Genomic DNA, 12,202 nt, shown 5'->3' on the forward strand with positions numbered 1-12,202 from the left:
TTCACGGCTTGCAATTTGCCGCGCACTAGGGCCGTAAGGTGGGCTCATGCTGTCCACCTCGCCCAGTTCCTTTCTCGAGCTCTACAAATCCCTGGTCGCCTCCGGCGCGATCGAGGCCGACCCCGCGCAGGCCCGCGCCGCCGAGGCGTTGGGCGCGCTGGATGAGCGGCTCGCGAGCTACAAGCCGCAGCGCAAGCAAGGCCTGTTCGGGCGGCTGTTCGGCGGCGACAAGGACGACAAGCCGCCGCGCGGGCTCTACGTCCACGGCGAGGTCGGTCGCGGCAAGACCATGCTGATGGATCTGTTCTTCCAGCAGAGCACGGTCGAACACAAGCGCCGCGCGCACTTCCACGAATTCATGGCCGAGGCGCATGAGCGCATCTACGGCTACCGTCAGCAGATCGCGCGCGGCGAGATCGCCGACGGCGACGTGATCGCGCTCACCGCGCAGGCGATCTTCGACGAAGCCTGGCTGCTCTGCTTCGACGAATTTCACGTCACCGACATCGCGGATGCGATGATCCTCGGCCGGCTGTTCGCAAAACTGTTCGATCTCGGCACCGTGGTGGTCGCGACCTCGAACGTTGCCCCTGACGATCTCTATAAGGGCGGTCTCAATCGCGCGCTGTTCCTGCCGTTCATCGCGCAGATCTCCGACCACATGGACGTGCTGCGGCTCGATGCGCGCACCGACTTCCGGCTGGAGAAACTCGTCGGCGTCAAGATGTGGCTGGTGCCCGCGGATGAAGCGGCCGATGCCGCGCTCAACGCGGCCTGGCGCAAGATGACCGGCAATGCCCCGTGCAAGGCGCGCCTCATTCCGATCAAGGGACGCATCCTGAACGTGCCCTGCTCGGCGCACGGCGTCGCGCGCTTCAGCTTCATGGACATCTGCGAGAAGCCGCTGGCCGCGTCCGACTATCTCAGGCTCGCGCACGACTACCATACGATCCTGATCGACCACATTCCGGTGATGGACTACGCCGAGCGCAATGCCGCCAAGCGCTTCATCTCGCTGATCGACACGCTCTATGACAATGCCGTGAAGCTGATGGCCTCGGCCGAGGCCGATCCGGTGTCGCTGTACCTTGCGACCGACGGCGTCGAGGCGATGGAGTTCAAGCGCACATCCTCGCGCCTGATTGAGATGAGCTCGGAATCCTACCTGGCGCTGCCGCACGGCCGGAAGGACTCCTCCGCGAGCGGCGCGTCGACCGGCCTGGTCGAGACCTGAAATTCAGCCTCGAAATTTCGTCTTGCGCGCGGTCCGGTTCGGAGCAACTTTTCGTGTCCGGGGCGGACGTGCTGGCATGCCTGATCGAATTCCAGGCAGGGCCCGCAATCGGGCAGGCCGCGACTTGAATGGATCATTCGAAAGGGATAACCACCCTTGCAACCGACTTCCCTCCCTCCCGTACACAGTTCAAAGGACTGATTTCCCATGGCACGCGACAAGATTGCTCTGATTGGCTCCGGACAGATCGGCGGAACGCTGGCGCACCTCGTCGGCCTCAAGGAACTCGGAGACGTCGTGCTGTTCGATATTGCCGAGGGCGTGCCGCAGGGCAAAGCGCTCGACATCGCGCAGTCGTCGCCGGTCGACGGTTTCGATTCCAATCTGGTCGGCGCCAATTCCTATGAAGCGCTCGACGGCGCCAAGGTCTGCATCGTCACCGCCGGCGTGCCGCGCAAGCCCGGCATGAGCCGCGACGATCTCCTCTCCATCAACCTCAAGGTCATGGAGCAGGTCGGCGCCGGCATCAAGAAGTACGCGCCCGACGCTTTCGTCATCTGCATCACCAACCCGCTCGACGCCATGGTGTGGGCGCTGCAGAAGGCCTCGGGCCTGCCGCACAAGAAGGTGGTCGGCATGGCCGGCGTGCTCGACTCCGCGCGTTTCCGCTATTTCCTGGCCGACGAATTCAACGTCTCGGTCGAGGACGTCACCGCTTTCGTGCTCGGCGGCCATGGCGACACCATGGTGCCGCTGACCCGCTACTCGACTGTCGCCGGCATTCCGCTGCCCGACCTCGTCAAGATGGGCTGGACCTCGCAGACGCGCATCGATGAGATCGTCGATCGCACCCGCAACGGCGGCGCCGAGATCGTCAACCTGCTCAAGACCGGCTCCGCGTTCTACGCGCCGGCTGCGTCCGCGATCGCGATGGCCGAGAGCTATTTGAAGGACAAGAAGCGCGTGCTGCCCTGCGCCGCCTATCTCAACGGCGAGTACGGCGTGAAGGACATGTATGTCGGCGTGCCGGTCGTGGTCGGCGCCAAGGGTGTCGAGCGCATCGTCGAGATCGAACTGGCGGGCAAGGACCGCGAGGCTTTCGACAAGTCGGTCGGTGCGGTGCAGGGCCTGGTCGACGCCTGCAAGAAGATCGCGCCCGATCTGCTCGGCAAATAATCTCGAATGGCAATGACCCGATAGGCGGTTTCAATCGTCTATCGGGTGCAAGGCGATGAAATTCCGGCGGATTTTTTAGTTGCGCGCGCTTTGGTATATGGTATGCCAGTCGCAAGGCTGACGTAAAAGGTCGCCGCACGAGGGTTTGGGAGCGTCTTTCCATGAATATCCATGAATACCAGGCCAAGGCTTTGCTGCATGAATTCGGCGTGCCGATCTCGCGCGGCGTGCCGGTGCTGAAGCCGGAAGAGGCCGACGCGGCGGCCAAGCAGCTGCCCGGCCCGATCTGGGTGGTGAAGAGCCAGATCCATGCCGGCGGCCGCGGCAAGGGCAAGTTCAAGGAAGCATCGGCCGGCGACAAGGGCGGCGTCCGCATCGCCAAGTCGGCCGCCGAGGTCGGCGAATTCGCCAAGCAGATGCTCGGCGCGACGCTGGTCACGGTGCAGACCGGTCCGCACGGCAAGCAGGTCAACCGCCTCTACATCGAGGAAGGCTCCGACATCGACAAGGAGTTCTACCTCTCGATCCTGGTCAATCGCGAGACCTCCGAAATCTCCTTCGTGGTGTCGACCGAAGGCGGCGTGAATATAGAAGAGGTCGCGCATTCGACCCCGGAAAAGATCGTCTCGTTCTCGGTCGATCCCGCGACCGGCATCATGCCGCATCACGGCCGCACGGTTGCCAAGGCGCTGAAGCTGACCGGCGATCTCGCCAAGCAGGCCGAGAAGCTGACCGGCCAGCTCTATGCCGCCTTCGCCGCCAAGGACATGGCGATGCTCGAGATCAATCCACTCGTCGTCACCAAACAGGGCCAGCTGCGCGTGCTCGACGCCAAGGTGTCGTTCGACAGCAACGCGCTCTACCGTCATCCGGACGTGGTCGCGCTGCGCGACGAGACCGAGGAAGACGCCAAGGAGATCGAGGCGTCGAAATACGACCTCAACTACGTCGCGCTCGACGGCACGATCGGCTGCATGGTCAACGGCGCCGGCCTCGCCATGGCGACGATGGACATCATCAAGCTGTACGGCATGGAGCCGGCGAACTTCCTCGACGTCGGCGGCGGCGCCAGCGTGGAGAAGGTCGCGGCCGCGTTCAAGATCATCACCGCCGATCCGAACGTGAAGGGCATCCTGGTCAACATCTTCGGCGGCATCATGAAGTGCGACGTGATCGCCGAGGGCGTGGTTGCCGCGGTGAAGCAGGTCGGCCTCAAGGTGCCGCTGGTGGTGCGCCTCGAAGGCACCAATGTCGAGCAGGGCAAGAAGATCATCCGCGAGAGCGGCCTCAACGTCCTGCCCGCCGACAACCTCGATGACGCTGCACAGAAGATCGTGAAAGCCGTCAAGGGAGGCTAACGATGGCCGATCATCTCGACGCTCCGACACCGCTGGACGAACACCGCAAGCTCGCGGCGTTTGCGGGCGAGTGGAGCGGCGAAGAGATGGTCTATCCGTCGCGCTGGACCGCGGGCGGTCCGGCCACCTCGCATGTCGTTGCGCGCATCGCGCTCAACGGCTTCTACCTGATCCAGGACAGCGTGCAGACCCGCGACGGCAAGGAGAGCTTCGCCACCCACGGCGTGTTCACCTACGACCGCGACGATCGGGCCTACAAATTGTTCTGGCACGACTCGCTCGGCTACTACCCGCCGTCACCGGCGTCCGGTGGCTGGGCGGGCAAGTCGCTGATCCTGGTGCGCGGCTCGCTGCGCGGCAATGCCCGTCACGTCTACGAGGTCGTCGACGACAACACCTACAACATGAAAATCCAGTTCTCGCCTGACGCGGAAGGGTGGGCCGACGTGCTCACCGGCGTGTACCGGCGTATCCACTGAGCATGATCCGGAAAAGTGGTCTCCGGTTTTCCGACAAGAACATGCTCAAACCATAGAGTTCCCTTCACCGATCGTCTCGCGAAAGCATCTCGAACCATGTCCATTCTGATCGACAAGAACACCAAGGTCATCTGCCAGGGCTTCACAGGCAAGAACGGCACGTTCCATTCGGAAGCGGCGATCGCTTACGGCACCAAGATGGTCGGCGGCGTGGCGCCCGGCAAAGGCGGCTCGACCCATCTCAACCTGCCGGTGTTCGACACCGTCGCCGAAGCGCGCGAGAAGACCGGCGCCGACGCCAGCGTGGTCTACGTCCCGCCGCCCGGCGCGGCGGACGCGATCTGCGAGGCGATCGATGCGGAGATCCCGCTGATCGTCTGCATCACCGAGGGCATTCCGGTGCTCGACATGGTGCGCGTGAAGCGCTCGCTGTCGGGCTCGAAGTCGCGGCTGATCGGGCCGAACTGCCCCGGCGTGATGACCGCCGGCGAATGCAAGATCGGCATCATGCCGGCCAACATCTTCAAGCCCGGCTCGGTCGGCATTGTCTCCCGCTCCGGCACCCTGACCTATGAGGCGGTGTTCCAGACCACCCAGGAGGGCCTCGGCCAGACCACCGCGGTCGGCATCGGCGGCGACCCGGTCAAGGGCACCGAGTTCATCGACATGCTGGAGATGTTCCTGGCCGACGAGAAGACCAAGTCGATCGTGATGATCGGCGAAATCGGCGGCTCCGCCGAGGAAGACGCCGCCCAGTTCCTCAAGGACGAGGCCAAGCGCGGCCGCAAGAAACCGATGGTCGGCTTCATTGCCGGTGTCACTGCACCTCCCGGCCGCCGCATGGGCCATGCCGGCGCGATCATCTCGGGCGGCAAGGGCGACGCCGGTTCCAAGACCGCGGCGATGGAAGCCGCCGGCATCAGGGTGTCGCCGTCGCCGGCGCGCCTCGGGCACACGCTCACGGAGATGCTGAAGTAACCGCCGTCCGGCGAAGTTCCCTTCCAGATTTGACGTGTTTCGGGCGGGTTCTCCTTGGGGAACCCGCTTTTTTATTGCGTTTTGTCGCCGAAATGCCGATCAATAAAAAATGAAAATAAATTCATTTCTTAGTTCTTTTAGGCAGGAATATCTGTCCTAGATAGGGTAAAGGGTATCAATCCAGCCGGCGCACTTCCAGACCGGCATCAGCGCCGTCTCCTACGCGCGAACCGAAAAAATCACCAGGACTGCCCATGTCTCGCCAAGACGCGAACGCCGCTTTTGCACTCTCATCATTCCTGCAGGGCACCAACGCCGCCTACATCGACGACCTCTACGCCCGCTACGAGCAGGACCCGTCGTCGGTCGACGCCGAATGGCAGGACTTCTTCAAAAGCCTGAAGGACGCCCCGGCCGACGTCCAGAAGAACGCCGAGGGCGCCTCGTGGGGCCGCGACAACTGGCCGGTGACGCCGCGCGACGAGCTGACCTCCGCGCTCGACGGCAACTGGGCCCAGGTCGAGAAGGCGGTCGGCACCAAGCTCGCGGCCAAGGCGCAGGCCAAGGGCGCCGAACTGTCCGATGCCGACGTCCATCAGGCCACCCGCGATTCGGTTCGCGCGCTGATGCTGATCCGCGCCTACCGCATGCGCGGCCATTTCCACGCCAAGCTCGATCCGCTCGGCATCGAGGCGCCGCGCGACCGCGAGGAGCTCGATCCGCGCTCCTACGGCTTCACCGAGGCGGACTTCGATCGCAAGATCTTCCTCGACCACGTGCTCGGCCTCGAATACGGCACGCTGCGCGAGATCGTGCAGATCTGCGAACGCACCTACTGCCAGACGCTCGGCGTCGAGTTCATGCACATCTCCAACGCCGCGCAGAAGGCGTGGATCCAGGAGCGCATCGAGGGGCCGGACAAGGAGATCTCGTTCACGCCCGAGGGACGCCGCGCGATCCTCAACAAGCTGATCGAGGCGGACGGCTTCGAGAAGTTCTGCGACACCAAGTTCACCGGCACCAAGCGCTTCGGCCTCGACGGCGGTGAATCGCTGATCCCGGCGCTCGAGCAGATCATCAAGCGCGGCGGCAATCTCGGCGTGAAGGAGATCGTGGTCGGCATGCCGCATCGCGGCCGCCTCAACGTGCTGACCCAGGTGATGGGCAAGCCGCACCGCGCGCTGTTTCATGAATTCAAGGGCGGTTCGGCCAACCCCGATTCGGTCGAAGGCTCCGGCGACGTCAAGTATCACCTCGGCGCCTCCTCGGACCGCGAGTTCGACGGCAACAACATCCATCTGTCGCTGACCGCAAATCCGTCGCATCTGGAAATCGTCGATCCGGTCGTGATGGGCAAGGTGCGCGCCAAGCAGGACCAGCACGGCGATCCGCCGGATATGCGCATCTCCGTCCTGCCGCTGCTGATGCATGGCGACGCGGCCTTCGCGGGCCAGGGCGTGGTGGCGGAATGCTTCAGCCTGTCGGATCTGAAGGGCTACCGCACCGGCGGCTCGCTGCACTTCATCGTCAACAACCAGATCGGCTTCACCACCTATCCGCGCTACTCGCGCTCATCGCCCTATCCGTCCGACGTGGCGAAGATGATCGATGCGCCGATCTTCCACGTGAATGGCGACGATCCGGAGGCCGTGGTGTTCGCGGCCAAGGTCGCGATCGAATTCCGGCAGAAATTCCACAAGCCGGTCGTCATCGACATGTTCTGCTACCGGCGCCACGGCCACAACGAGGGCGACGAGCCGGCGTTCACCCAGCCGGTGATGTACAAGAAGATCGCTTCTCACCCGTCGACGCTGGAGATCTACGCCAAGCGGCTGGTCGCTGACGGCGTGTTGACCGAGGGCGAGGTCGAGAAGGCCAAGGCCGACTGGCGCGCGCGGCTCGACGCCGAGCTCGAAGCCGGCGCCGGCTACAAGCCGAACAAGGCCGACTGGCTCGACGGCAAGTGGGCGGGCTTTAAGATCGCCGACCAGGAAGAAGACGCCCGCCGCGGCGTCACTGGCGTCGACCTTGCGGTGCTCAAGGACATCGGCCGCAAGATCACCAGGGTGCCGGACGGTTTCCGCGTCCACCGCACCATCCAGCGCTTCCTCGACAATCGCGCCAAGGCGATCGACAGCGGTGTCGGGATCGACTGGGCCACCGGTGAGGCGCTGGCGTTCTGCACGCTGCTGCAGGAAGGCCATCATGTGCGCCTGTCCGGGCAGGATTCCGAGCGCGGCACCTTCTCGCAGCGCCATTCGGTGCTGATCGACCAGGAGGACGAGAGCCGTTACACGCCGTTCAACCATCTCGGCGGCGAAGACACCGGCCACTACGAGGTCATCAACTCGCTGCTGTCGGAAGAGGCGGTGCTCGGTTTCGAATATGGTTACTCGCTGGCCGAACCGAACGCGCTGGCGCTCTGGGAAGCGCAGTTCGGCGACTTCGCCAACGGCGCGCAGGTGGTATTCGACCAGTTCATCTCGTCGGGCGAACGCAAGTGGCTGCGCATGTCGGGCCTCGTCTGCCTGCTGCCGCACGGCTACGAAGGGCAGGGACCGGAGCACTCCTCCGCGCGCCTCGAGCGTTACCTGCAGATGTGCGCCGAAGACAACATGCAGGTGGTCAATCCGACCACGCCGGCGAACTACTTCCACGTGCTGCGGCGCCAGCTGCATCGCGAAATCCGCAAGCCGCTGATCCTGATGACGCCGAAGTCGCTGCTGCGCCACAAGCGCGCCGTGTCGCAGCTCGAGGAGCTCGGCAAGAACGCCACGTTCCACCGCATCCTGTACGATGACGCGCAGATGTTGCCGGACGAGAAGATCAAGCTGGTGCCGGACGACAAGATCCGCCGCGTCGTGCTGTGCTCCGGCAAGGTTTACTACGATCTCTATGAGGAGCGTGAGAAGCGCGACATCGACGACATCTATCTGATGCGCGTCGAGCAGCTCTATCCGGTGCCGCTGAAGGCGCTGGTGCAGGAGCTCGGCCGCTTCAAGAACGCCGAAGTGGTCTGGTGCCAGGAGGAGCCACGCAATATGGGCTCCTGGCACTTCGTCGAGCCCTATCTGGAATGGGTGCTCAACCAGATCCACGCACCCAACAAGCGTCCGCGCTATGCCGGCCGTCCGGCATCGGCGGCAACCGCCACCGGCTTGATGTCGAAACATCTGGCGCAGCTCAAGGCGCTGCTCGACGACGCACTGAACTAACGACCTTCACTGAAGCCATGCCCCGCCTTGTGCAATTGCGCACTGGAGCGGGGCATCCGGTATCCGCGTCATCCAGCAGGAGTGCTGTCGTCACGGAGTACCGGGTCGTTCGCTTTGGCGGGTGATGGCGGGCAAGGTTTACGACTGCCAATTTTGCGACCGCAAGGTTATCGAGGAAAAGACCATGACTGAAATTCGCGTTCCAACGCTCGGCGAATCCGTGACCGAGGCCACGATCGGCCGCTGGTTCAAGAAGGCCGGTGAAGCCGTCGCGGTGGACGAGCCGTTGGTGGAGCTGGAGACCGACAAGGTCACGATCGAGGTGCCCGCGCCGGTCGCCGGCACGCTCGGCGAGATCATCGCCAACGACGGCGAGACCGTCGCCGTCGGCGCGCTGCTTGGCCAGATCAATGACGGCGCAGCCGCAGCCAAGCCCGCTGCCGCTGCTGCTGCTGCTCCCGCCAAGGCCGCCGCGCCAGCGCCCGCTGCTGCGCCGGCTGCTGCCGCCGCGCCGAAGGCGCCGCCGGCGGATGCGCCGCTGGCACCCTCGGTCCGCAAGCTGTCCGCCGAAAGCGGCATCGATGCGTCCACCGTTCCCGGTTCGGGCAAGGATGGCCGCGTGACCAAGGGCGACATGCTGGCCGCGATCGAGAAGGCCGCCTCGGCGCCGACCCCGGTCAACCAGCCGGCCGCCGCCGTGCAGGTTCGTGCGCCCTCGCCGGCGGACGACGCCGCGCGCGAGGAGCGCGTGAAGATGACCCGGCTGCGCCAGACCATCGCGCGCCGCCTCAAGGACGTGCAGAACACCGCCGCGATGCTGACGACCTTCAACGAGGTCGACATGACCGAGGTGATGAAGCTGCGGGCCCTCTACAAGGACACGTTCGAGAAGAAGCACGGCTCGAAGCTCGGCTTCATGGGCTTCTTCACCAAGGCGGTGGTGCAGGGGCTGAAGGACATTCCGGCGGTCAACGCCGAAATCGACGGCAGCGACCTGATCTACAAGAACTACTATCACATCGGCGTTGCGGTCGGCACCGACCGCGGCCTCGTGGTGCCTGTGGTGCGCGACTGCGACCACAAGTCGATCGCCGAGATCGAGAAGTCGATCGCCGACTACGGCCGACGCGCCCGTGACGGTCAGCTCAAGATCGACGAGATGCAGGGCGGCACCTTCACCATCACCAATGGCGGCATCTACGGTTCGCTGATGTCGACGCCGATCCTGAATGCGCCGCAGTCCGGCATCCTCGGCATGCACAAGATCCAGGAGCGGCCGATGGTCGTCGGCGGCAAGATCGAGGTTCGCCCGATGATGTATCTGGCGCTGTCCTACGACCACCGCGTCATCGACGGCAAGGAGGCGGTCACCTTCCTGGTGCGCGTCAAGGAGAGCCTGGAGGATCCGGCCCGCCTGGTGCTGGACCTCTAAGGTCGTATCGCGCGCGGCGTCCGATCGGCTCGGGCGCCGCGATCTGTTGGGTGCTCACATTTGGGGATCAAAGTGACGGATAAGGTCGTTGTCATCACCGGCGGCAGCCGCGGCATCGGCCGCGCCACCGCGCTTGCTGCCGCCGCGCGCGGCTATCGCATCGTGGTCGGCTATGCATCCAACAAGACCGCAGCTGACGAGGTCGTCGCTGCGATCGAGGCCAAAAACGGCAAGGCGATTGCGGTGAAATGCGATGTCGGCAGCGAGCAGGACATCCTGGCGCTGTTCAAGGCGGCCGACGGCTTCGGCACGCTCGGCGCGCTCGTCAACAATGCCGGCATCGTCGGCAAGAGCGGCGTACGCGTCGACGAGATGTCGGCCGAGCGTATCCAGCAGATGATGGCAGTGAACGTCACCGGCAGCATCCTGTGCGCGCGCGAGGCGGTGAAGCGCATGTCGACCAAGCACGGCGGCAAGGGCGGCGTCATCGTCAACCTGTCCTCGGTCGCGGCGAAACTCGGCGCGCCCAACACCTATGTCGACTATGCCGCCTCCAAGGGCGCGATCGATTCCTTCACGATCGGCCTCGGCTATGAAGTCGCGAATGAGGGCATCCGCGTTGCCGGCATCCGGCCCGGACTGATCGACACCGACATCCACGCCGCGGGCGGCGAGCCCGATCGCGCGCACCGGCTTGCCCATATGGTGCCGATGAAGCGTGTCGGCACGGCCGATGAAATCGCCAACGCCATCGTCTGGCTGATCTCGGACGAGGCTTCCTATGTCACCAGCGCGATCCTCGACGTGTCGGGCGGTCGCTAGCACACGATCAAGAGCGGGCGGCGGTCTGCCGACACGATCGCGCCCGCGTAATTGTCACAGAGCTTAGCTACAGGACCTTCCATCATGGCTTCTTATGATCTCGTCGTCATCGGCACCGGCCCGGGCGGATATGTCTGCGCGATCCGCGCGGCGCAACTCGGCATGAAGGTCGCCGTCGTCGAGAAGAACGCGACGCTGGGCGGCACCTGCCTCAATGTCGGCTGCATGCCGTCGAAAGCGCTGCTGCACGCCTCCGAGATGTTCGAGGAAGCCGGGCACTCCTTTGCCAAGATGGGCGTCAGTGTCCCGGCGCCGAAGCTCGATCTGCCCGCGATGATGAACTTCAAGCAGCAGGGCATCGACGGCAACGTCAAGGGCGTCGAGTTCTTGATGAAGAAGAACAAGATCGACGTGCTCAAGGGGACCGGCAAGATCCTCGGTGCCGGCAAGGTCGAGGTCTCCGGCGACGGCAAGACCGAGACCGTCGAGACCAAGAACATCGTGGTCGCCACCGGCTCCGATATCGCCCGCCTGAAGGGTATCGACATCGACGAGAAGCGCATCGTGTCGTCGACCGGCGCGCTGTCGCTGGAGAAGGTGCCGGAGAAATTGTTGATCATCGGCGCGGGGGTGATCGGCCTCGAGCTTGGCTCGGTCTGGCGGCGTCTCGGTGCCGACGTCATGGTCGTGGAATTCCTCGACCGCATCCTGCCCGGCATGGATGGCGAGGTGGCAAAGCAATTTCAGCGCATGCTCGAGAAGCAGGGCTTCGTCTTCAAGCTCGGCGCCAAGGTCACCGCGGTCGATACCTCCGGCAAGACGCTGCAGGTCAAGGTCGAGCCGGCCGCCGGCGGCGCTGCGGAGACCATCGAAGCCGACGTCGTGCTCGTCTGCATCGGCCGGGTACCCTACACCGAGGGCCTCGGGCTGAAGGAGGCCGGCGTCGCGCTCGACAATCGCGGCCGCGTCGAGATCGACGCGCACTTCTCGACCAACGTGAAGGGCATCTATGCGATCGGCGACGTCGTGGCCGGGCCGATGCTCGCGCACAAGGCGGAAGACGAAGGCGTTGCCTGCGCGGAGATCATCGCGGGCCAGGCCGGCCACGTGAACTACGACGTCATTCCAGGTGTTGTGTATACCACGCCGGAAGTGTCGTCGGTCGGCAAGACCGAGGAAGATCTCAAGCAGGCCGGCGTCGCGTACACCGTCGGCAAATTCCCGTTCACGGCGAACGGCCGGTCCAAGGTCAATCAGACCACCGACGGCTTCGTGAAAATTCTCGCAGATGCGAAGACCGATCGGGTGCTTGGCGTCCATATCGTCGGCAGAGAAGCCGGCGAAATGATCCATGAAGCCTGCGTCCTGATGGAATTCGGCGGATCGGCCGAGGATCTGGCACGCACCTGCCACGCACACCCGACCCGTTCGGAGGCGATCAAGGAAGCCGCGCTTGCGGTGGGCAAGCGCGCCATCCATATGTGATGATCGAACGTCCGGCGTCAGCC

At 64.4% G+C, this 12,202-nt stretch carries 9 protein-coding genes; all 9 read left to right on the forward strand.

What is annotated here, in order from left to right:
* Window positions 1–46 precede the first annotated feature (46 nt).
* The 9 genes from zapE to lpdA all read left to right on the forward strand — a co-directional run bounded on the left by zapE (window position 47) and on the right by lpdA (window position 12,179).
* Window positions 47–1,234: a cell division protein ZapE gene (gene zapE / locus ACE10X_RS01065; RefSeq protein ID WP_304557412.1), complete on the forward strand. Its 1,188-nt coding sequence runs from the start codon at window positions 47–49 to the stop codon at window positions 1,232–1,234.
* 207 nt (window positions 1,235–1,441) lie between these two features.
* On the forward strand, window positions 1,442–2,410 hold the full coding sequence (gene mdh, locus ACE10X_RS01070; protein WP_038384693.1) for a malate dehydrogenase: 969 nt from the start codon (window positions 1,442–1,444) through the stop codon (window positions 2,408–2,410).
* Window positions 2,411–2,571: 161 nt separating this feature from the next.
* Entirely contained in the window at window positions 2,572–3,768 is a 1,197-nt protein-coding gene (gene sucC, locus ACE10X_RS01075; RefSeq protein ID WP_028340816.1) for an ADP-forming succinate--CoA ligase subunit beta, read from the forward strand.
* Between the two features lie 2 nt (window positions 3,769–3,770).
* A complete protein-coding gene (locus ACE10X_RS01080) occupies window positions 3,771–4,247 on the forward strand; it encodes a DUF1579 family protein (protein ID WP_016845086.1) in 477 nt (158 codons plus the stop codon).
* 96 nt (window positions 4,248–4,343) lie between these two features.
* Window positions 4,344–5,225: a succinate--CoA ligase subunit alpha gene (gene sucD, locus ACE10X_RS01085; RefSeq protein ID WP_038384691.1), complete on the forward strand. Its 882-nt coding sequence runs from the start codon at window positions 4,344–4,346 to the stop codon at window positions 5,223–5,225.
* Between the two features lie 254 nt (window positions 5,226–5,479).
* A complete protein-coding gene (locus tag ACE10X_RS01090) occupies window positions 5,480–8,440 on the forward strand; it encodes a 2-oxoglutarate dehydrogenase E1 component (RefSeq protein ID WP_038384690.1) in 2,961 nt (986 codons plus the stop codon).
* A gap of 184 nt (window positions 8,441–8,624) precedes the next feature.
* Complete coding sequence (odhB, locus tag ACE10X_RS01095) at window positions 8,625–9,872, forward strand: 2-oxoglutarate dehydrogenase complex dihydrolipoyllysine-residue succinyltransferase (RefSeq protein ID WP_028340812.1); 1,248 nt, start codon at window positions 8,625–8,627, stop codon at window positions 9,870–9,872.
* Between the two features lie 72 nt (window positions 9,873–9,944).
* Entirely contained in the window at window positions 9,945–10,694 is a 750-nt protein-coding gene (locus ACE10X_RS01100) for an SDR family oxidoreductase (protein ID WP_038384688.1), read from the forward strand.
* A gap of 84 nt (window positions 10,695–10,778) precedes the next feature.
* Window positions 10,779–12,179 (forward strand): dihydrolipoyl dehydrogenase, encoded by a 1,401-nt coding sequence (gene lpdA / locus ACE10X_RS01105; RefSeq protein WP_038384686.1) that lies wholly within the window; start codon window positions 10,779–10,781, stop codon window positions 12,177–12,179.
* Window positions 12,180–12,202 lie beyond the last annotated feature (23 nt).

It is taken from the genome of Bradyrhizobium sp. Pha-3, from assembly GCF_042258325.1.
Classification (GTDB): Bacteria; Pseudomonadota; Alphaproteobacteria; order Rhizobiales; family Xanthobacteraceae; genus Bradyrhizobium; species Bradyrhizobium elkanii.

What these genes read in the sequence shown, in the direction of transcription:
- mdh (WP_038384693.1), top strand. Translation starts at nt 1,442, where the DNA reads ATGGCACGCGACAAGATTGCTCTGATTGGCTCCGGACAGATCGGCGGA.
- ACE10X_RS01090 (WP_038384690.1), top strand. Translation starts at nt 5,480, where the DNA reads ATGTCTCGCCAAGACGCGAACGCCGCTTTTGCACTCTCATCATTCCTG.
- sucD (WP_038384691.1), top strand. Translation starts at nt 4,344, where the DNA reads ATGTCCATTCTGATCGACAAGAACACCAAGGTCATCTGCCAGGGCTTC.
- lpdA (WP_038384686.1), top strand. Translation starts at nt 10,779, where the DNA reads ATGGCTTCTTATGATCTCGTCGTCATCGGCACCGGCCCGGGCGGATAT.
- odhB (WP_028340812.1), top strand. Translation starts at nt 8,625, where the DNA reads ATGACTGAAATTCGCGTTCCAACGCTCGGCGAATCCGTGACCGAGGCC.
- zapE (WP_304557412.1), top strand. Translation starts at nt 47, where the DNA reads ATGCTGTCCACCTCGCCCAGTTCCTTTCTCGAGCTCTACAAATCCCTG.
- sucC (WP_028340816.1), top strand. Translation starts at nt 2,572, where the DNA reads ATGAATATCCATGAATACCAGGCCAAGGCTTTGCTGCATGAATTCGGC.
- ACE10X_RS01080 (WP_016845086.1), top strand. Translation starts at nt 3,771, where the DNA reads ATGGCCGATCATCTCGACGCTCCGACACCGCTGGACGAACACCGCAAG.